Genomic DNA, 19,974 nt, shown 5'->3' with positions numbered 1-19,974 from the left:
AACCTGGTGGTGGCGGGTCGACACGCGGGCGGGGGTCGCAACGCTCTGTCCACAGCGTTGTCCACAGGGGTTGCCGGTGGTGTGCTCCGGTCGGCAGGGTTCGGGCATGGCTTCCGCGCTCGATCCACCGCCGACCGGCCCGACGATCGGTCGCGTCCCGATCGCCGGGCTGGTCCGGCAGGCCCGCCGGGTCGCCGGGCTCGGCCAGCGGCAGATGGCCCGCTTCGCGAAGGTGGCGCCGTCGACCGTGGGCAGGGTCGAGGCCGGCGGGATGACGCCCAGTCTCCAGGTGCTCGAACGGCTGCTGGGGGCGGCGGGCCTCTACCTCGTCGTGGTCGACCAGGAGGGTCGGGTGATCCAGCCGATGGAGGACTGGGACGACACCCGCGACGGCGCCGGACGCCGGTACCCGTCCCACCTGAAGCTGATCCTCGACCCCGAGCCCGGCGAGTGGTGGGCGGACATCTACGGCCTGGCCCGGCCGCCCGAGACATTCCACCGCTGTCCCATCGACCGGGAGGCGCGCCGCCGGCGCAGCCAGTGGGAGGTGCGGGTGGCGAAGTACCGCGGCGTGCCGCCCCCGGAGGATCCGCGGCGGTGGACGTACTGAAACGGCCCGTCGTCCAGCCGGTGAGCTGGACGACGGGCCGCCTCGGGGTGGAACGGTCAGTCGTCGTTGGCGATGGTGCCGACGGCGACCGGGTCGGCGAGCCGGAGGCCCGGCACGCCTGCCACGATGAGCTTCAGCTGCTCGTCCGCCTCGACCTTCCGGTCACCTCGGACGGTCACCGGGAAGGCGATCGACGTCTGCCCGGCCGCCAGGGTGCGGCAGCCGACGTACGGGTCGTAGTCCGAGCCGGCCTGGGCGGTGGTGCCGTACGTGGTGGCGCAGATCAGCGCCGGCTCGGAGAGCGGCCGGGACACCGTCACCGTGAACGTCAGGGCGGTGTCGCCCTTGTCGCCCTCGGCCACCGCCGCGTCCGCCACGGTCAGCGACGCGCGGGAGCGGAACCGGGCCACCTGCGGGTCGTGGTCGCTGGCGCCCCGGTCGCCGAGGCCCTCGGTGTCGGTCGGGTAGTCGGCGTTGATGTGCGCCGAGCGGATCTGCACCAGGTCGCCGTGGAGCTTGTCGTTGACGAAGAGGTTGTCCAGCGTCTGCGCCTGCCCGCTGAAGGTGTACGAGTACGCCGCGGCAGGCACGTCCGCGACCAGGTCGTCCCAGAGGTTGTGCATGCCGGCCTGGTACAGCGGGCCGAGCTGGTCCGACGGGGTCGGGTTCGCCCCGGTGGCGATCGGGTCGTCCGGGCGCGGGAAGACGTTCAGGTCACCGCCGTAGACGACCCGGGCGTCCGGGTCGCCGGCCTCGATGGCCTTCATCAGCGCGGCGCCGTACGCGGCCTGCTCCCGCCGCTGCCCGACCCGGCTGTCCGGGCCGGACGAGAAGTGGTTGCTCAGCGCCCAGAGCGTGTAGTGCTCGGTCGAGCCGGGCGCCGCCGCCACGGTGAACTTCCCGAGCTGCGGGGCGCGGGTGTAGACGTTCACGCCGTCCACCCCGGTGGAGCGGTCGACGTCGGCCGGCAGCACCGCGTTGAGCGCCTTCGGGTTCTGCACGTCGGTGTTGGCCGGCAGCCCCGCCGAGCGGTAGTCCACCGTCGGTGCGGTGCCCAGCAGCGGGTCGGTGGCGGTCGCCTCGGCCAGCGTCAGCCGGTCGGTGCGGTAGAGGAACGCCGAGGTGATGCCCCGGGCGTCCGCGCCGGTCCGGTCGTACGCCGCGGCGTAGGCGGGACCGCCGTTGGCCGCGATGGCGAGCGCCAGCTCCTGAATCGTGTCCGGCGCGCCGTCGGCGTCGTTCGTGGTCCCGCAGACCAGCTTGCCGTCGGCGACCGAGCAGATGTCCTGGTCCTCGGCCTCCTGGACCAGCACCAGGTCGGGGCTGTGCAGGGCGTTGACGATCTGCCGCGCCTCGACGCCCAGCCGCTCGGTGTACGCGGCCTCGCTGGCCGGCACGTAGTCGAAGGGCGGGGTGACCCCGGTGCAGCCCGTGTTGCCGGTGAAGTCGCAGCCGTCGAACGGGTCGTCCCGGTAGTCGTACAGGTTCTCCAGGTTGTAGGTGGCGACCGCGACCTCGGTGTTCCGGTTCGCCGGCTGCGGCGGGTTGTTCGCCGCCGGGTCGGCGCCACCGGTGAGGGTCAGCTGCTCGGGCTGGACGCTGTACTTGCTGAACGCGTACGAGATGGCGCCGTAGGCGTCCTCGGTCAGCGTGTCAAAGGTGCGGGCCTCCGGCAGCAGCGCGGCGGAGTCACCGGCGGTGGCCTTCACCCCGCCCGCGCCCAGCAGGACGCGCTGGTTGTTGCCGTTGTCGAAGAGCTGGCCGGGGATGTCGTCCAGCGGGTGCGCGTCCCGGAACACCCGGCGGGCGTACGGGTCGGTCCGCTTCATGATCGGGTCCTCGCGGTCCAGCACGTAGATCTCCGAGTCTGCGCTGGAGGCGAAGATGTGCCGCGGGGCGACGACCCCGCTGCCCGAGCGGACCCGCATCCGGGTGCCCTCGTGCCGCTCCCAGAACAGGTCGGCGGCCGCCGCGTCGGCCGGCGGCGTCGCGTCGTCGACCCGCACGGCCGTGTCGACGTCCAGGCCGGAGTCCAGCTTGCGCACCAGCGAGGCGCTGGAGAGCTGGGTCTGGTTGAAGAACTCGGAGACCCGGCCCCGCAGCACCACCTCGTCGCCGACGGTCGGCGCGTAGCCGCCGATCAGCGTGGTGAACGAGCCGGTGAAGACGAAGATGCCGTCCGAGCTGAGCGGGTCGCCGTCCTCGGTGCCCGTGCGGCTCTGCAGGTAGAAGCCGTTCTGGTCGGCCCCGGCGGAGGTGCGGGTGAGCGACTTCTGGGTGATCACGCCGCGCACGTCGTACAGGGTGGAGCTGGTGCCGTTGCCGCTGGCCGGGGCGAGCGGCGACCGGTCGGTGGCGCCGTTCTCGGCGTCGCCGGTGCGGCCCTGCACCTCGCCCACCGACAGCACGGTGGTGGCCTGCACGGTGAGCGTGCAGGTGGCGGTCGTGCCGTCGGCGTCGGTCGAGGTCACGGTGACCGTGTACGAGCCGGCCGGCAGGCCGGTGGCGGTGACCGTGGCGGTGGCGGTGCCGCCGACCCCGGCGGCCGGGGTGAGGGCGGTACGGCTGATCGAGCCGCTCGTCGGGCTCGGGCTGACCGCGGTGACGGCCAGGTCGGTGACCGTGTCGTCGGCGTCGGTGGCGGTCACCTCGCGGGTGGCGGTGGCGCCGGCCTCGAGGGTCAGCGTGCCGCCGCAGGTCAGCTTGGCCGGCTGGTCGACCGGGCCGCCGCCGCTGTCGACGGAGTGGCTGCCGAGGCCGTCGAAGGTGTCGGTCGCGAAGCCGGCCCACTGGGCGGCCGGGTCGATGGCGTCCGACGGGTCGGTGTCCCCGGCGGTCACCGCCGGGAGCCGGCGCAGGGTGTTGTCGGCGGTGCTGGTGAGCCCGGTGCCCCACTCGGTGCCCGGGTCGACGCCGACCTGGCCGATCGAGTCGACCACCGCGCCGCCCTTGCGCAGCACGATCGCGTCGTCGCCGTTGAACAGCGACCCACCGTACGTCTGGTCGGCCTGGGCGAGGATCGCCGGCGCGGCCGAGGAGGCGGCGAAGACGTACGCGTCACCGGCGGCCACCGTGCCGTTCAGGGCGACGTTCGTCGAGGTGGTGGCCCCGTTGAAGTAGAGCTGGAGCTGATAGCCGGCGGCGGTCAGGTCGACCGGGGCGCCGGTGCCGTTGTAGAGCTCGATCGCCTTGTTGTTGGACGAGCCCTCGACGTACTCGGCGATGAACAGGTCGGTGGGCGCGGCGCTGGCCGCGGGGGGTGCGACGCCGATGGCCGTGACGGAGACGGCGGCGGTGGTCGCGAGCGCGGCTAAGGTGCGGCGCGGGCGCATGAGGCCTCCACGATGGGTGGACGGGAACTAACGCACGTTAAGGGGCGTTCCTGTCCCCCGTCCATCCCCCGGTGGGCCGTTTGGTGAATATCCGTCAGTGGTGGGCGTCGAGGCGATGCACCAGCTCGGCGACGTCCACACCGTACTCGCACCAGTCCCGGTCGGGCCGGTAGCCCAACTCGGCGTTCACCTTCAGCATCGCCTCGTTGGCCTGGGCGTTCCAGGTCTGCACCTCGGCCAGCTCCGGCTCGGCCGAGCGCAGCTCCAGCAGCATCCGCGCCTTGATCGCCCGGTCGATGCCGTAGCCCCGGTGGTCCTGCACCACGATCGTGTCGTACTGGTCGGCGCGGGTGGGGTGCTGGGCCGGCACCACCACCTCGGTCAGCCCGGCCACCTCCCCGCTCTGCTCGTGGATGGCCAGCACGATGTACGGCTTCATGCCGCGCCGGTGCAGCGTGTCGAGACTGTCCCGGAGCCGCTCCGGGTCGTACGAGCTGGGACGCAGCTCGCCGTCGTCGACGTCGCGCACCTCCGCTTTGGCCCGCGCGTACGCCTCGATCACGTTGTCCGGCGGGCCTCCCGGGCAGAACTCCAGGTGGTAGCCGGCCCCGACGCCGGTGGCCATCTCCGCCAGCGCCGGCCAGTCCACCGCGCCCAGGTCGAGCACGCTGCGGGTCTCCACGTACTCCCGGGTGAAGCCGAGCGACTCGTAGAAGGCCACCGCCGGGGTGTCCCCGACGACCTCGACGCCGATCGAGTGGAAGCCCTCGTCCCGGATCCGGCGGGCGGCGAGCTTGACCAGGGTGCGGCCCAGCCCGGTGCGCCGGACCGACGGGTGCACCAGCACCTCCAGCACCCCGATCCCGCCGAGGAGCAGCACCTGGACCTGGCCGAGGATCCGCCCCGGGGTGCCGTCGGCGGCCGGCTCGGCCTGGGCGACCCAGGAGATCCGCCGTTCACCGGGCATCACCTCGGAGAGGTATTCCCGCAGGGAACTCTCCCGCCAGGGCGGATCCTGCGGGAGGTCGGCCGTGAGGACCGCGTTCAGCGTGTCCAGCAGCGACGCGATCTCAGCGGACGACGCGGTCCTGGGGTCCCACTCGCGCACCATCACCCGTCTAGCTTGCCGTCAACGGCTGCCGGGGGGAAGTGTCCAGTTCTCCAATGTACGCGGACGATCACTTCACGTACGACTGAGCCGTCCGTACTCGTTCGCCCGATCGAAGACATCCTGGGCGTATCGCCGGACATCGTTGTAGGAGAGGATGGCACCCCACCAGTCACCCGCAATGGTCATGTTCCGGCCGCCCTTGCAGAGGTAGTTGCCGGCGGCGAGGGCGGCGTCGTCGATGTCGTGCGGGTCCCGGCGGCCGTCGTTGTCCGCGTCCGCGCCGATCTCCTGCCAGGTGGTGGGGATGAACTGCATCGGGCCGAGCGCCCGGTCGTAGACGGTGTCGTGGTCGAGCTGGCCCTTGTCGGTGTCGAGGATCCGGGACCGGCCGCCCTGCCCGTCCAGCGGGTCGCCGATGATCTCCGGCTCGGCCCTTCCGGTCGACTTGAGGGTGGCGCGGTTGGCCGACCCGTGCGCGGACTCGACGTACCCGATCGCGGCGAGGGTGGTCCAGCTGAGCTGGCAGCTGCGGTGCGTCTCGGCCAGCACCAGCTCGGCGTAGCCGTACGCCTGCATCGCCACGGCCGGGATCTCGGTCCGGGCGCTCATCTGCTGCGCCCAGGCGGCCAGCGCGTCCGCCGGCCGGCCGGTCGGCGCCGGACCGACGACCGGCCCGGTGGGCCCCCCGCCGGGCAGCGGCGTGCCGGTCGGCGAGGGCGTGCCGGGCAGTCCGGTCGCGCCGGGCAGACCCGGGGGTACGGCGGTGCCGGTCGCCCCGGGCAGCGCACCCCCCTCGGGTACGCCGGTGACGGAGACGCTCGCGGTGGCGTCCACGGCCACCGGGCGGGAGGGCCGGACCGCCTGCGGCACCAGCAGCGCGCCCGCCGCCGCGGTGGCGCCCACCAGGGCGAGCAGGAACACGCCGGGCAGGGTGGCCCGCCCGCTCGGACGGCGGGACCAGGCCCGGGTGGCCCGGGCCGCGCCGACGGCGAGCCGTCGGGGCGGCGCAACCCGCACCGCCTGCGCGAACGGCACCCGTCGACGCCGCCCGGTCGTCCCGTCGTCCGGCGCCTGCCCGTCGGCCGCGGCGACCTTCCCGGCCTCCGGTTCGTCGGTCTCCGACTTGGCGGTCTCCGGGTCGGCGGCGGCCTTCGCCGGTTCGGGGCCGGCGTCGGCGGCGGTCTCCTTGCCGGGCTCGCCCGGCGGCCTCGGCGCGGCGGCAGCCGGCCCGGCCTCGGCGGCGACGGGCGTCGGCTCGGCGGGCGTCGGCCCGGCGTCGACGGGTTCGGGCGGGGTGATGACCTCGCCCTCGGTGGGCTTCGGCGTGGCGGCGACGGGCTCGGGCTTCGGGCCGGCAGGGGCCGGCTTCGCGGACCTCAGCCAGGAGCGTCGGGGGCGGGGGACCGGTGTGGACTCGGGGGCGTGCCCGGGGTCGTCGGGCGGTGCGGCCGGTCGCAGGGGCCGAGCCGTCGATCTGTCCTCGCCGTCCACCACCCGTCGAGTATCACCCATGTCCGCCCGGGCGTCAGGCCCGGTCGTACCCTGGTGGCATGCCCCGGTACGAGTTCCGCTGCCGCGCCTGCGGTGACACCTTCGAGGTCAACCGGCCGATGGCCGAGGCCGGCCAGCCCGCGTCCTGCCCGCAGGGGCACCCCGAGACGGTGCGGCTCCTGTCCACTGTCGCGGTCACCGGTCGGGGTGGCGCCAGCCCGGTCGGTGGGGCGTCCGTCCCGTCCGGCGGTGGCTGCTGCGGCGGTGGCTGCGGCTGCTGACGTCGGACCGGGCCGCAGCCCGGCGGCCGACCCGGTACCTTGCCGGTGACGAGATCCGGTGGCACCTTGGGTCGGAATGCGCCCAACCGTTCTCACGATGCGTGACGGCGTGACCATAGGGCAGCATGAAGCCGACGTCAGGGGCGGAGGTTCCACGCATGTCGCCACGGATCCACCTCCCGAGCGGATGGGTGACCTTCGTGTTCACCGACATCGAGGGCTCGACCCGACTGGCCCAGCTGCTCGGTCCGGGCTACCGCCCGGTGCTGCGGGAACACCGCCGGCTGCTGCGCCACACGCTGGCCGGCACCGACGGGGCGGAGCTGCTGACCGAGGGTGACTCGTTCTTCCTCGCCTTCGCGGACGCGGCCGCCGCGCTCACCGCCTGCCTCACCGCCCAGCGGGCGTTGGCCAGCCACGACTGGCCCACGCCGGAGGCCGCGCCCCGGGTCCGGATGGGCCTGCACACGGGCTACGCCGAGCCCCGGGACGGTGAGTACGCCAGCCCCGAGGTGCACCGGGCCGCCCGGGTGGCCGGCGCCGCGCACGGCGGGCAGGTGCTCTGCTCGGCGGCGACCGCCCGGCGCGCCGACCCGCTGCCGGCCGGGGCATCCCTGCTGGACCTCGGGCTGCACCGGCTGCGCGGCTTCGACGACCGGGAGCGGCTGTTCCAGCTGGTCGCGCCGGGGCTGGAGCGGCGGTTCCCGCGACCGCGCACCGCCGACGCGGTGGCGCACAACCTGCCGACCCAGATCACCTCGTTCGTCGGCCGGGAGCTGGAACGGGCCGAGCTGAGCGGGCTGGTCGAGACGTACCGGCTGGTGACCGTGCTCGGCGCGGGCGGCGCCGGCAAGACGCGGCTGGCGGTGGAGCTCGCCTCCCGGGTCGTGGAGTCCTATCCGGACGGTGTCTGGTTCGTCGACGTCGCCGCGGTGACCGACCCGGGACTGGTCGCGTTCGAGATCGCCGCCGTGCTCGGGCTCCGCCCGGAGCCGGGCCGTCCGATGGTGGACACCCTGGTCGAGTACGCGGCGGCCCGCCGGATGCTGGTCGTGCTGGACACCTGTGACGCCCAGCCGGCGGCCTCGGCCGAGGTGATCTCCCGGCTGCTGGCCGGCGGGCGGGGCGTCCGGGTGCTCGCCACCAGCCGGGAGTCGTTCGGCCTGCCCGGTGAGGTGGTGTGGCGGATCCCGCCGCTCTCGGTGGACCCGCTGCCGGACGGCGCGGAGAGCGACGCGGTGGCGCTGCTGCTGGACCGGACGGCGGCGGCCCGGGGCGGCCGGCCGCCGGACGCGGCCGAGCAGGCCGACCTGCGCCGGGTGGTGCGGCGGCTGGACGGGCTGCCGCTCGCCATCGAGCTGGCCGCCGCGCGGCTGCGGGTGCTCTCGATCGGTCAGCTCGCGGAACGCCTCGACGACATGCTGGGCACCCTGGACGCCGGCCGGGAGGAGCCCGAGCCGCCCCCGGCCGAGGCGGGCTGGTCCGGCAACCAGCAGGACACCGTGGACCTGGTGGCCGCCGCGGCCGGGGTCAGCCCGCCCACCCCGGCGACCCGGGCGGTGCAGCGGTCGGCCAGCGAGCGGCACCTGACCATGCAGGCCACCGTCACCTGGTCGTACCGGACGCTCGGTGTGCGGTCGGCCCGGCTGCTGCGCTGGCTGGCGGTCTTCGCCGGCCCGGTGGACCTGCCGACCGTCCAGTGGCTGCTCGACGACGACCCGCTCGACCCGCTCTCCGTGCTGGTGGACAAGTCGATGGTGCTGGCCGAGCCGCACGCCTCCGGCAGCACCTACCGGATGCTCGACCCGATCCGGGCGTATGCGGCGCGGCGGCTGGTCGAGGCGGGTGAGGAGCAGACTGCCCGGGACCGGCACGTCGCCTGGTCGCGGCACGCGTTGCAGCGGGCGCATCTCGGGCCGGACGGCCGGCCGGTCACCCTCTCCCTCTACGCGCTGGACCCGCTCGCCGGGGAGCTGCGGGCCGCGCTGCGCTGGTGCGCCACCGGTGGCAGCGCCCGTTCGGGGTTGTGGCTGGCCGGCGGGCTGGACCAGTGGTGGCGGGAGCGGGGGCTGGCCCGGGAGGGGCGGCTCTGGCTGTTCCGGCTCTACGGCCGGATCGCCGAGACCGGCGAGGTAATCCCGGAGGCGGAGCTGGCGTCGGCGTACCACATGCACTCGCTGCACGCCGGCGCGGACGGTGAGTTCGCCGAGGAGCTGCGTTACTCGCAGCGGGCGGAGGGCGCCGCCCGCCAGGCGGGCGACCTGGGCCTGCTCGCCCGGGTCCTCGCCGGCCGGGCCGCGCCGCTGGTCGACATGGGACAGTTCGCGGAGGCCGAGCGGGTCTGCCGCGAGGTGATCGAGTGGGCGCACGAGCAGGACGTGGTCTCCGACGCGCTGCTCGCCATCTACAACCTCGCCGAGCTGCTCTGGCGGCGCGGCGCGCTGGAGGAGGCGGCCGAGCTGCTCGGCGCGGCCCGCCCGGTGGAGGCGGCCCGCCCGGCCGAGCGGGGCCGCCGCTCGGTGGACATGCTGCTCGGCATGGTGGCGCTGGCCCGGGGGGACCTGGTCGCGGCGCACGAACACCTGCTGGTGGCGCTCCGCTCCCGGATGAGCCACGGCTACCTCGGTCGGGCCTGCGACACGGTGAACGCGATCGCGGTGCGCTGCGCGCTGGGCGATGACCCGGTGACCGCGGCCCGGCTCTTCGGGGCGGCGCAGGCCACCCGGGCGAACCTGCGGGCCACCCCGGGCATCTACGGCCCGTACTGGCTGGACCGGCAGGCGCAGCTGCGCCGGGTGCTCGGCGACGGGGCCTTCGACGCCGCGTACGGCGAGGGCGGCGAGCTGGCCCTGGAGGAGGCGGCAGCGCTGGCGCTCGGCGTGGAGCACCCCGACCTGGGGGCGGACTCGCTCCGGTTCGGCACGACCGACGCCCCGGCTCCCCGCCGGCCCGACCAGGCCCCCGATCCCCACCCCGCCTGACCGACCCCTCCCGGGCCTCCCGCCCGACCGGCCGCGTGATCAAGAGGTTTGCGTCCAGGACCGCCTGGATTCCGACGCAAACCTCTTGATCAACGCGAGTCGTCGGGGTCAGGAGCGGGCGGCGGCGCGGCGTTCGGCGTCGGCCTTCATCCGGGCGGCGCGGTCGATGTCGGACTGCTGGACGGCGGCGACGGAGCCGAAGACGCTGACCGCCTCGTAGTAGGTCCAGGCCAGGCTGTAGCAGGCCGGCCGGACGACGATGTTGTACGTGGCGCAGACCCGCTTCAGGTCGGCGTAGAAGGCGCTGTCCAGGCGGGACTTGTTGGCGGAGAACTGGCCCATCGCCTTGTAGTTGCGGTAACCGAAGTCGTGCCGGTAGCAGGAGAGGCTGAAGTTGAAGCCGAGCGGGTTGTCCGGGCTGGAGGAGCAGTAGTCGGTCGACCAGTCGAAGGCGTACTCCGACCAGGCGGCCTTGTTCAGTCGGCCGGCGTTCCAGGCGTTGTAGCTGGTGGCGCTGGTCTGGGTCCAACTGGAGAGCACCGAGAGCTTCTGCGCGGTGCTCACCGCGGCGGACGCGGGGGAGGCCACGCCCAGCGCGGTGAGCAGCGCGAACGTGCCGGAGATGAGAACGGTGGCGAGGCGTCTGGACACGGTTACCTCCGCGGGGTGTGCGGTACGGCGGTTACCGGCGGGTCACCGGATGTCGATCAGTTTCGATCAATCGAGGAACATCGAGCGATGGTCGGCGCGAAATGTTGGTGACATGCGTCGAAACAGACCAATGCCGTGTCCCCCTCCATCCCGGGTGGACGGTGCTCGACGGTGCGGCTCCGCGAGCCGGTCACGGGGTGAACGGCGGGACGCCCGGGGCTCGTCGCGAGCCCCGGGCGTCCCGGTCCGACGGCGGCCGGCCGGCCGCCGCGGGTCGTCAGCGCACGAAGCGCGGCGGGCTGGCCGGGCCCTCGTTCCAGACCCGGTCCAGCGCGGTCACGTAGTACGTGTAGTGCCGGCCGGCCTCGGCGGTGGTGTCCACCCAGGACTGCACGTCGCCCGCGTCGCCCCGCACGGTGGCGACCAGGTGCGACGCGTCGGCGAAGTCGCAGCGGTCGGCGATGCCGGTCCCGTCGAAGCGGTAGACCGCGTACGAGGTGGCGGTGCCGAACGGGCCCTCGCCGTCCGCCGGCTGTCGCCAGTCCAGCCGGACTCCGTCGGCCTGCCGCTCGGCGCCGGTCACCACCGGGGCGAGCAGCGGCTGCGACGGCAGCTGCGACATGGCCGGCACCAGCGCCGGGCGGGAGTAGTGCTCGGCGGCGTAGATGTCGGTCGCCCCGAGGCGGTTCGCCCTCACCTGCACCGCGGAGAAGTGCACGTTGCCGAGCACCTCCGGGTACGACCGGTTGAGCGTCAGGTGGTTCGACAGCTCCCGCGGGTTCTGCCAGTACGGCCCGTACGCCGGGTCACCGCTCTTGTAGTCGGCCTGGCCGATGTAGAGCTGCACCCGGGTGCCGCGCACGGTCTCCGCCCACCACGGCACCAGCCGGGCGTAGTCGGCAGCCGGGTACTGGCCGATGTACCAGTAGAGCTGCGGCACCACGTAGTCGATCCACTCCTGCTTGACCCACTTGCGGGTGTCGGCGGAGATGATGTCGTACGACTGCGAGCCGGTGGTGTCCGAGCCGGCCGGGTCGGCCGACTTGTTGCGCCAGATGCCGAACGGGCTGACGCCGAACTTCACCCACGGCTTGGCCGCCTTGATCCGGCCGCCCATCTCCTGGATGAGCAGGTTGATGTTGTCCCGCCGCCAGTCGGCCTTGTCGGTGAAGCCCCGGTTGTAGGCCGCGAAGGTGGCGTCGTCCGGCACCTGGTACGTGCCGCTCGGGTACGGGTAGAAGTAGTCGTCGAAGTGCACGCCGTCGATGTCGTACCGGCTGACCGCGTCCATCATCGCGGTTTGGACGAACTCGCGGACCTCGGGGATGCCGGGGTTGTAGTAGAGCCGGCTGCCGGCGACCCCGGCCGGCGGGTAGGCGAAGACCCAGTCCGGGTGCTGCCGGGCCGGGTGGTTCGGGGCGAGCTTCGCGAGGTCCGCGCCGGCCCCGCCGGGGGCGGGCATGGAGACGCGGTACGGGTTGAACCAGGCGTGGAACTCCAGGTTCCGCTTGTGCGACTCGGCCACCAGGAAGGCCAGCGGGTCCCAGCCCGGGTCCTGGCCGCGCACCCCGGTCAGGAACTCCGACCACGGCTCGTGGGGCGAGGGCCAGAACGCGTCGGCGGTCGGGCGGACCTGGACCACGACGGCGTTGTGGTGCAGCTGCTGGGCCAGGTCGAGCCAGCCCAGGTACTCCGCCCGCTGGGCGGCGATCCGGTCCGGCGCGGTCTGCGACGCCTTGGTGGGCCAGTCGATGTTCACCACGGACGAGATCCACATCGCGCGGAACTGGCGCTTCGGGGTGGCCGGGTCGGTGGCGCAGGTGGTGGAGGTGGGGGCGGTGGCCGTGTCGCTCTCCGCCGCGCTCGCGGGGGTGCCGGCGACGAGCGCGCCGAGCAGCGCCACGGCCAGCCCGGCGGCTCCGAGCCGAGTTGCCTTCATGTGGTGCGATCCCTTCGTTGGGCTCCCGGGCAGGTGTCGGTCGGCGACGGACGCCGGGCACATCCGGCAAGATTCGCCGCAGAACATATGTCGCTGGTAGGAAACTTTCACTATTCCCCGAGCGGCGCAAGACCCCGGGCCGGATCGATGTCCCGGGTCCGACCGAACGTCCGAGGTGACCCACCGCACACGGCGGTTCGTGACCTTCCCGACACGTCCGGTGAGGCGTCAGCCGGTGGGCAGCTGGGTAGCTTGGCCGGTCACCGGCCGCCACCGTGGTGGTCGCACGGTGGGGAGGGGTGATCAGCCGTGTCCGTGCTGCGGACCAAACCGATCAAGGACGTGATGGCCCAGGCGGACGCCGACGGCTCCGACGGGAAGCTCGGGCTGCGCCGCCGGCTCGGCGCCGTCGACCTGATGGGCTTCGGCATCGGCATCGTGATCGGCACCGGCATCTTCACGCTGACCGGCATCGAGGCGAAGAACCACGCCGGGCCCGGCGTGGTGGTGTCGTTCGCCGTCGCGGGCGTGGTCGCGCTGCTCGCCGCGCTCTGCTACGCCGAGCTGGCGTCGAGCGTGCCGACCGCCGGCAGCGCCTACACCTACGCGTACGCGACGATGGGCGAGATCGTCGCCTGGATCATCGGCTGGGACCTGCTGCTGGAGTTCGCGCTCGGCTCGGCGGTGGTGGCCAGAGGCTGGTCCGGCTACCTCGCCGAGCTGTTCGACCTGCCCAGCGCCTGGTTCGCCGAGGAGGGCAGCGTCGTCAACCTCGGGGCCATCGCCATCGTGCTGATCCTCGGCGTGGTCGGCATCGTCGGCATCCGCGAGTCCGCCCGGGTGACCAACCTGCTGGTGCTGGTCAAGGTCGCCATCTGCGTCTTCATCGTGGTCGCCGGGCTCTTCTTCGTGAAGGCGGCCAACCTCAGCCCGTTCATCCCCGCCACCGAGCCCGCCGGCAGCGGCGAGGACGGCATCCGGCAACCGGTCACCCAGGCCCTCTTCGGGCTGGAACCGTCGGTCTTCGGCTTCGCCGGGGTGCTCACCGCCGCCGCCGTGGTCTTCTTCGCGTACACCGGGTTCGAGGCGGTGGCGAACCTCGGCGAGGAGACGAAGAAGCCGCGCCGCGACCTGCCGCTGGGCCTGCTCGGCACGCTGCTGATCTCCACCGTGCTGTACATCGGCGTCTCGCTGGTCCTGGTCGGCATGGTCCGCTACACCGAGATCGACGAGGGCGCCCCGATCGCGTCCGCCTTCGAGGCGGTCGGCGCCGGCTGGGCGGCCATCCTGGTCTCCATCGCCGCCATCGCCGGACTGACCAGCGTGATCCTGGTCGACCTGGTGGCCATGGGCCGGATCGGCTTCGCCATCGCCCGGGACGGGCTGATCCCGCCCTCGATCGCCAAGGTGCATCCGCGCTGGGGCACCCCGTACCGGATCTCGGCGATCATGACCCTCGGCGTGGCGCTGCTCGCCGGCTTCCTGCCGCTCTCCGCCCTCGCCGACCTGGTCAGCATCGGCGCGCTCTGCGCGTTCGTGCTGGTCTCCGTCGCCGTGCCGATCCTGCGCCGCAGGCGACCTGACCTGGACCGGCCGTTCAAGGTGCCGTTCTCCCCGGTGTTGCCGATCGTCTCGGCGCTGGCCTGCCTCTACCTGATGCTCAACCTGTCGGTGGAGACCTGGATCCGGTTCCTGGCCTGGATGCTGCTCGGCGGCCTCATCTACTTCGGCTACGGGTACCGGCGCAACCGACTGGCCCGCCGCGAGACCGCCCAGTCTCCTCCCGAGCCGGCGCCGGCCGGGCGCTGATCAACCCCACGTACGCGACATCGCGGTGTCCGAGCCGGGTGGATACCGCGATGTCGCGTATCTGGACAGGTCAGGGCCGAGGCTGGGGAGTGCCCGTCGGGCCCTGGACGACCGGCTTGCCGTTCGGCCACGTCAGCTCGTCCAGCCAGACCTGACGGCCGGGGTCGGTGCTGCCCTCCTGGCCGGGCGGCCAGGCGTGGTAGAGCAGCCAGGTGCGGCCGTCCTGCTCCACCATCGAGGCGTGGCCCGGGCCGGAGGCGGCCTGGTTGGCCTTCAGGATCGGGTTCTCCGAGGCCTTCACGCAGGGGCCGGTCGGGCTCTCGCAGACGGCGTAGCCCTCGGCGTAGTCGGCGCGGTCGTAGGCGTTGGCGGCGAAGAAGAGGTACAGCTTCCCGTCGTGCCGGTGGAAGAAGGGTCCCTCGATCAGGGTGCCCTCCCACGGCTCGGTCTGCCTGAGCAGCTTCGTCGGCCCACCGACCAGGCGCAGCCCGTCCGAGCTCAGGCGCTGCGACCAGAGCCAGGTGTCCACCCCGATCGCGTTGCCGTCGTTCTTCCAGAGCAGCCAGAGGCTGCCGTCGGCATCCCGGAACGGGCTGGCGTCGATCGACCCGCCCAGCTCCGCCTGACAGACCAGTGCGGCGGTCGAGTCGTCCCGGTACGGCCCGAGCGGCCGGTCCGCGACCGCCCGGCCGACGCACTGCCGGCCCGAGGACCGGTCGGCGACGGTGTAGTAGAGCAGGAACCGGTCGGGGGCGAACTGGATCGCCTCGGGCGCCCACGTCCTCCCGGCGTCGGCCCAGCCCGGCAGTTCCGGCAGGGCGTCCCCGGCGTCGCTCCACTCCACCAGGTCGGGGGAGGTGAGCGCCGGGACGTTCCGGCCGCCGCTGTTGGTGTGGAACAGGTACCAGGTATCGGCCACCCGGATCGCCTGCGGATCGGGGGCGTCGGTCCGGACGACCGGGTTGGTGAACATGCGCGTCTGGTCTCCCGTACCCGAAGGGGTTGTCGTGCTGCCGCAACCGGCGACGAGCAGCGCGGCGACCAGTGCCGCCGCGCCGCGCCGCCGGGTCCTGCCGGAGATCATCCCTTCAGGCCGCTGCGCGACACGCCCTGGATGACGTGGCGCTGCGCCAGCACGAAGAGGATCAGCACCGGCACGCTGGCCAGCATCGCGCCGGCCATGATCACCGGATAGTCGGTCACGTAGGCGCCCTGGAGCAGGCCCAGGCCCGCCGGCAGGGTGAGCCGCTCCGGGCTGAACAGCACGTACACCGGCCAGAGGAAGTCGTTCCAGTTGCTCAGGAACGACAGCACCGCCAGGGTGGCCAGCGCCGGCTTCGACAGCGGCAGCAGCACCCGGGTGAAGACCTGCCAGTGGTTCGCGCCGTCCAGCACCGCGGCCTCCTCCAGCTCCCGGGGGATGGAGAGGAAGAACTGCCGCAGGAAGAACACCCCGAACGCGCTCGCCGCCCCCGGCACCACCACCACGGTCAGCGTGTCGATCCAGCCCAGCCGCTCGGCGATCACGAAGTTCGGGATGATCAGCGAGGTGGGCGGCAGGAACAGCGTGCCCACGATCAGCGCGAAGCTCAGCCGCCGGCCGTGGAACCGCAGCCGGGCCAGGGCGTACGCGGCCATCGACGCGGTGGCCAGCACCAGCAGCGTGTGCAGGGTGGCCGCCAGCATGCTGTTGACGAACCAGCGCAGCACCGGGTTCGCCGTGTTGTTGATGATCGCGTCGTAGCCGTACGTGGAGAACGGGTCCGGCAGCCAGCTCGGTGGGTCCTGCTGCGCGTCGGCGTACGTCTTCAGCGAGGTGAGCAGCATCCACACCACCGGGGTCACGAAGACCGCGGTGATCAGCAGCAGCACGGCGTAGCGCACGCCGCGACGCAGACTCGTCATCGTCGCCCCCTCAGTCTTCCCGGTACCGGAACAGCCGGAAGTTGACGATGCTGACCACCGCCAGCATCAGCGCGAAGAGCACGCTCATCGCGGCCGCCCGGCCCGCGTCGTAGTCGCGCAGCCCCTCGTCGACGATCCGCCAGACCACCGTCCGGGTCTGCTCGCCCGGTGCGCCCTGGGTGATCAGGAACGACTGCCCGAAGACGTTCGCCGAGGCGAGGATGGTGGTGGTCAGCACGAAGAGCAGCACCGGGCGCAGGCCGGGGAGCGTGACGTACCGGAACCGGTCCCAGCCGTTCGCGCCGTCGACCCGGGCCGCCTCGTACAGCTCGGCCGGGATGTCCTGGAGGCCGGCCAGGTAGATCACCGCGTTGAAGCCGCAGGTCCACCAGACGGTCACCCCGACCAGCGACACCCAGGCCCACGGCACGTCGGTCACCCACGGGGTGTCCGAGGGCAGGCCGACCGCTCCGAGCAGCCGGTTGACCAGGCCCAGGTTCGCGTCGAGCAGGAAGCGCCAGAGCAGGCCGATCACCGCGACGCCCAGGACGTACGGGGCGAAGAACGCCGCCCGGAAGAACGTCCGTCCGGGGAAGGACCGGTTCAGCAGCAGCGCCAACCCCAGCGGTACGACCACCAGCAGCGGCACCGACAGGAGGGTGAAGATCGCGGTGGCCCGCACGCTGGACCACCAGTCACCGTAGATCGCCGAGTCGCTGGAGAAGAGGTCCTGGTAGTTGTCCAGCCCGATGAACGGCCGGTTCGGCAGCTGGAGGTCCCACTGGTGGAGGCTGATCCAGACTCCGAAGAGGATCGGCGCCAGCCCGAAGGCTCCGAACAGGACCAGGTACGGCGCGAGGAAGAGGTACGGGGTGGCCCGGTGCCCCCGCTGGGTGACACCCCGACGGCGGAACCGCCCCGCCGGGGGCGGCGCGTCACCGCGCGCCGCCCCGACCTCGATCACGTCCGCCACGGCGGATCAGTTCCCGTACTTCTTGCGGTTGTCCTCGAGCTGCTTGTTGGCCTTCGCCACGCCGTCGTCCAGCGCCTGCTTCGGCGACTTCTTGCCCAACGCCGCCTCGTTGAAGGAGTTGTAGAAGGTGGTCATCACCTCGCCGAGGCCGGGAGCGGCCGGCGGGAAGGCCGCGTACTCCAGCTCGGGGGCGAGCGCGTTGACCTCGGTCAGGGCCTTGAAGTCGGCGCTCTCCCGGACCGCCTTGCGGGCCGGCACCTGACCGCCCTTGGCCCAGTCCAGCGAGTGCTGGCTGAGCCAGTTGATGAAGACCTTCGCCCCGGAGACCTTGTTGTTGTCGCCGCCGCGCTGCTTGACGATGGTGAAGTTGTGCGAGTTGGCCCAGGCGGCCTGCTGGCTGCCGATCTGCGGCAGCGGCGCGACGCCCCACTGCACGGCGGGGCTCTTCTTCAGGTCGTTGATCTGCCAGATGCCGTTCCAGTTGAACGCGTTCTTGCCACTCTTGAGCGCCAGGTAGTCGGCGTCCTGGCCGACGTTGGCCGGGGAGTACCCCTGCTTGATCATGTCGACCAGCCAGGTGCACGCCTCGACCGCCGGGTCGGAGTTGAAGGTCGCCTTCGCGACCTCGCCGTCGAAGAGCGTGCCGCCCCACTGGTGCAGCAGCGAGTAGAAGGTCATCCCGCCGGTGAACTGGAACGGGCTCACCCAGAAGCCCTGCACGCCGGACTTCTTCAGCTCGGCCAGCGCGGCGGTGTACTCGTCCTTCGTCGCCGGCGGCTTGTTCGGGTCGAGGCCGGCCTTCTCCATGACCGCCTTGTTGTAGTACAGGCCGAGCGGGTGCATGTCCAGCGGGATGCCGTACCGCTTGTCGTGGTAGAGCCCGCCCTTCCAGACGGTCGGGGCGAAGTCGCCCTCGCTCAGCTCCAACGTCTTCGCCACGTCGTCCAGCTCCATGATCACGCCACGGGCGGCGAAGGTGGCGAGCTGGTCCATGTGCATGACCGCGATGTCGGGACCGTTGCCGCTGGAGACCGCCCCGGGAAGCTTGCTGTAGTAGTCCTGCCACTCGTAGGTGACCACGCCCACGGCGATGTTCTGGTGCTCGCTGTTGAACTGCTCGACCAGCTTCTTGAAGATGTCGCCGTCGCCGCCGGTGAAGCCGTTCCACAGCTTCAGGTCGACCTTCGGGCCGGTGTAGTCCTTGCCGCCGTTACCGGCGGCGGTGGAACTGCCGGTGCTGCTGCCACCGCCGCAGCCGGCCAGGGTCAGCGTGGCCGCGGCGCCGAGCCCGACGCCGAGGCCGAGCAGGCGGCGCCGGCTCATCTCGTTCTGGATCATGCGGTTCTCCTTGGGGACGGATGAAGTATTGCCGGGTCAGGGCTGAGGGGTGAAGCGCAGCAGGTTCCAGGAGCGGGCGGGCAGCGGCACGGTGCACCGGCCGCCGTCGGAGGTGGGGGTGGTGAGCTCCTGTGGCGTCACCCGCTGGGGCTCGGCCTCGGTGTTCGTGGCCGCCGGCGCGGACCCGGCGGCGATGGTGAGGTGCTGTTCGGGGCGCAGGCCGGGCAGGCCGCGCAGGTCGAGGTCGAGCGGGAGGTCCGTGTCGCCCCGGTTGACCGCGAAGACGGCCAGCGTGCCGGTCTCCTCGTCGTGCACCGCGACGGTGTCCAGCACCGGCACGTCGCCGTACTTCTTCGTCTCGTAACGGGGGGAGACCGGCTCGGTACGCAGCACGGTGCCCCGCGCGTACCGGGCGGTGAGGGCGAAGGGGTGGAAGATGCTCTGCCGCCAGGCCGGTCCGCCGGTTCGGGTGCGGATCGGGGCGATCACGTTGGCGAGCTGTGCCTGGCAGGCGACGCCGACCCGGTCGGCGTGCCGGAGCAGGGTGATCAGCAGGTCGCCGACCACCACCGCGTCGACCGCGCTGAAGTCGTCCTCGATCAGGGCGGGCGCCTCCACCCAGCCGCGCCGGTCCAGGTCCGCCTTGAGGCGGGACTCGTACCAGACGTTCCACTCGTCGAAGGAGATCTTCAGCTTGCGCTTGTGCCGGTGCCTGGCCGCCACGTGGTCGGCGGTGGCGACGACGTCGGTGATGAAGTTGTCCATGTCGATGGCGGAGGCCAGGATGCTGGCCCGGTCGCCGTCGGACGGGTCGTAGTAGGTGTGCGCGGAGATGTAGTCGACGTGCTCGTAGGTGTGCTCCAGGACGGTGGCCTCCCACGCGGCGAAGGTGGGCATCCGCCGGTTGGAGCTGCCGCAGGCGATCAGGCTGATCGACGGGTCGATCATCTTCATCGCCCGGGCGGTCTCGGCGGCGAGCCGGCCGTACTCGTCGGCGGTCTTGTGGCCGACCTGCCACGGGCCGTCCAGCTCGTTGCCGAGGCACCAGAGCCGCACCCCGTACGGCTCCTCGGCGCCGTGCTTGCGGCGCAGGTCCGACAGCTGGGTGCCACCCGGGTGGTTGGCGTACTCCAGCAGGTCGCAGGCCTCCTGCACGCCCCGGGTGCCGAGGTTCACCGCCATCATCGGCTCGACACCGGCCTCGGCCGCCCAGGTCATGAACTCGTCGAGCCCGAACGCGTTGGTCTCGATCGTCTTCCAGGCCAGGTCGAGCCGGCGCGGCCGGTCGCCGACCGGACCGATGCCGTCCTCCCAGCGGTAGCCGGAGACGAAGTTGCCGCCGGGGTAGCGGACCACCGAGACGCCCAGCTCGCGGGTCAGGTCGAGCACGTCCCGGCGGAGCCCGCGGGCGTCGGCGGTGGGGTGCCCCGGCTCGTAGATCCCGCCGTAGACGCAGCGCCCCATGTGCTCGACGAAGGAACCGAAGAGGCGGCGGTCGGCCGGTCCGATCGCGAACGCCGGGTCGATCGTCAGCTGTGCGCTGTGCAAGGGGT

14 protein-coding genes are annotated in these 19,974 nt (G+C 72.5%); 4 read left to right on the top strand and 10 right to left on the bottom strand.

Annotated elements, in window-relative coordinates; translation table 11 throughout:
• Nucleotides 1-106 precede the first annotated feature (106 nt).
• A complete protein-coding gene (locus ACTWO6_RS30195; RefSeq protein WP_446217073.1) occupies nucleotides 107-610 on the top strand; it encodes a helix-turn-helix domain-containing protein in 504 nt (167 codons plus the stop codon).
• A gap of 56 nt (nucleotides 611-666) precedes the next feature.
• On the opposite strand, the gene ACTWO6_RS30190 is transcribed toward ACTWO6_RS30195, so the two are convergent.
• From ACTWO6_RS30190 to ACTWO6_RS30180, 3 genes are all read right to left on the bottom strand, one after another.
• A complete protein-coding gene (locus tag ACTWO6_RS30190) occupies nucleotides 667-3,942 on the bottom strand; it encodes a lamin tail domain-containing protein (RefSeq protein ID WP_446217072.1) in 3,276 nt (1,091 codons plus the stop codon).
• A 94-nt stretch (nucleotides 3,943-4,036) separates the two neighbouring features.
• Nucleotides 4,037-5,053: a GNAT family N-acetyltransferase gene (locus ACTWO6_RS30185; protein ID WP_446220821.1), complete on the bottom strand. Its 1,017-nt coding sequence runs from the start codon at nucleotides 5,051-5,053 to the stop codon at nucleotides 4,037-4,039.
• A 72-nt stretch (nucleotides 5,054-5,125) separates the two neighbouring features.
• Nucleotides 5,126-6,547 carry a lytic murein transglycosylase gene (locus tag ACTWO6_RS30180; protein WP_446217071.1) on the bottom strand — a complete coding sequence of 474 codons (1,422 nt, stop codon included), beginning with the start codon at nucleotides 6,545-6,547 and terminating at the stop codon, nucleotides 5,126-5,128.
• Between the two features lie 56 nt (nucleotides 6,548-6,603).
• Between ACTWO6_RS30180 and ACTWO6_RS30175 the strand changes: the two genes are divergently transcribed.
• Together ACTWO6_RS30175 and ACTWO6_RS30170 are read left to right on the top strand one after the other, a co-directional pair.
• Entirely contained in the window at nucleotides 6,604-6,825 is a 222-nt protein-coding gene (locus ACTWO6_RS30175; protein WP_446217070.1) for an FmdB family zinc ribbon protein, read from the top strand.
• Between the two features lie 158 nt (nucleotides 6,826-6,983).
• Nucleotides 6,984-9,806, top strand: a complete 2,823-nt coding sequence (locus ACTWO6_RS30170; protein ID WP_446217069.1) for an ATP-binding protein — start codon at nucleotides 6,984-6,986, stop codon at nucleotides 9,804-9,806.
• A gap of 108 nt (nucleotides 9,807-9,914) precedes the next feature.
• Here ACTWO6_RS30170 and ACTWO6_RS30165 read toward each other — a convergent pair whose 3' ends face one another.
• A complete protein-coding gene (locus ACTWO6_RS30165) occupies nucleotides 9,915-10,457 on the bottom strand; it encodes a phospholipase (protein WP_446217068.1) in 543 nt (180 codons plus the stop codon).
• Nucleotides 10,458-10,734: 277 nt separating this feature from the next.
• On the bottom strand, nucleotides 10,735-12,396 hold the full coding sequence (locus ACTWO6_RS30160) for a glycoside hydrolase family 10 protein (RefSeq protein ID WP_446217067.1): 1,662 nt from the start codon (nucleotides 12,394-12,396) through the stop codon (nucleotides 10,735-10,737).
• 309 nt (nucleotides 12,397-12,705) lie between these two features.
• Here ACTWO6_RS30160 and ACTWO6_RS30155 point away from each other — a divergent pair, with 309 nt between their 5' ends.
• Entirely contained in the window at nucleotides 12,706-14,205 is a 1,500-nt protein-coding gene (locus tag ACTWO6_RS30155; RefSeq protein WP_446217066.1) for an amino acid permease, read from the top strand.
• 70 nt (nucleotides 14,206-14,275) lie between these two features.
• Here ACTWO6_RS30155 and ACTWO6_RS30150 read toward each other — a convergent pair whose 3' ends face one another.
• The 5 genes from ACTWO6_RS30150 to arfA are packed head-to-tail and all read right to left on the bottom strand — an operon-like array spanning nucleotide 14,276 to nucleotide 19,969.
• Nucleotides 14,276-15,289 (bottom strand): glycoside hydrolase family 43 protein, encoded by a 1,014-nt coding sequence (locus ACTWO6_RS30150; RefSeq protein ID WP_446217064.1) that lies wholly within the window; start codon nucleotides 15,287-15,289, stop codon nucleotides 14,276-14,278.
• Nucleotides 15,286-16,110: a carbohydrate ABC transporter permease gene (locus tag ACTWO6_RS30145; RefSeq protein ID WP_446217063.1), complete on the bottom strand. Its 825-nt coding sequence runs from the start codon at nucleotides 16,108-16,110 to the stop codon at nucleotides 15,286-15,288. The genes ACTWO6_RS30150 and ACTWO6_RS30145 overlap by 4 nt, the downstream gene beginning before the upstream one ends.
• Before the next feature lie 10 nt (nucleotides 16,111-16,120).
• Nucleotides 16,121-17,083, bottom strand: a complete 963-nt coding sequence (locus ACTWO6_RS30140) for a carbohydrate ABC transporter permease (protein ID WP_446217062.1) — start codon at nucleotides 17,081-17,083, stop codon at nucleotides 16,121-16,123.
• Nucleotides 17,084-17,089: 6 nt separating this feature from the next.
• Nucleotides 17,090-18,421 (bottom strand): ABC transporter substrate-binding protein, encoded by a 1,332-nt coding sequence (locus ACTWO6_RS30135; RefSeq protein ID WP_446217061.1) that lies wholly within the window; start codon nucleotides 18,419-18,421, stop codon nucleotides 17,090-17,092.
• A 36-nt stretch (nucleotides 18,422-18,457) separates the two neighbouring features.
• Nucleotides 18,458-19,969 carry an arabinosylfuranosidase ArfA gene (gene arfA / locus ACTWO6_RS30130; protein WP_446217060.1) on the bottom strand — a complete coding sequence of 504 codons (1,512 nt, stop codon included), beginning with the start codon at nucleotides 19,967-19,969 and terminating at the stop codon, nucleotides 18,458-18,460.
• Nucleotides 19,970-19,974 lie beyond the last annotated feature (5 nt).

The sequence above is a fragment of the Micromonospora sp. IBHARD004 genome (assembly GCF_052814115.1).
The sequence above is the reverse complement of the archived record's forward strand: the minus strand, read 5'-3'. Positions and strand labels throughout refer to the sequence as shown.

Bases quoted from the DNA above. Each gene is read 5' to 3' on its own strand.
- ACTWO6_RS30185 (WP_446220821.1), bottom strand. From the start codon at position 5,053: ATGGTGCGCGAGTGGGACCCCAGGACCGCGTCGTCCGCTGAGATCGCG.
- ACTWO6_RS30175 (WP_446217070.1), top strand. From the start codon at position 6,604: ATGCCCCGGTACGAGTTCCGCTGCCGCGCCTGCGGTGACACCTTCGAG.
- ACTWO6_RS30135 (WP_446217061.1), bottom strand. From the start codon at position 18,421: ATGATCCAGAACGAGATGAGCCGGCGCCGCCTGCTCGGCCTCGGCGTC.
- ACTWO6_RS30170 (WP_446217069.1), top strand. From the start codon at position 6,984: ATGTCGCCACGGATCCACCTCCCGAGCGGATGGGTGACCTTCGTGTTC.
- ACTWO6_RS30195 (WP_446217073.1), top strand. From the start codon at position 107: ATGGCTTCCGCGCTCGATCCACCGCCGACCGGCCCGACGATCGGTCGC.
- ACTWO6_RS30145 (WP_446217063.1), bottom strand. From the start codon at position 16,110: ATGACGAGTCTGCGTCGCGGCGTGCGCTACGCCGTGCTGCTGCTGATC.
- ACTWO6_RS30150 (WP_446217064.1), bottom strand. From the start codon at position 15,289: ATGATCTCCGGCAGGACCCGGCGGCGCGGCGCGGCGGCACTGGTCGCC.
- ACTWO6_RS30190 (WP_446217072.1), bottom strand. From the start codon at position 3,942: ATGCGCCCGCGCCGCACCTTAGCCGCGCTCGCGACCACCGCCGCCGTC.
- ACTWO6_RS30160 (WP_446217067.1), bottom strand. From the start codon at position 12,396: ATGAAGGCAACTCGGCTCGGAGCCGCCGGGCTGGCCGTGGCGCTGCTC.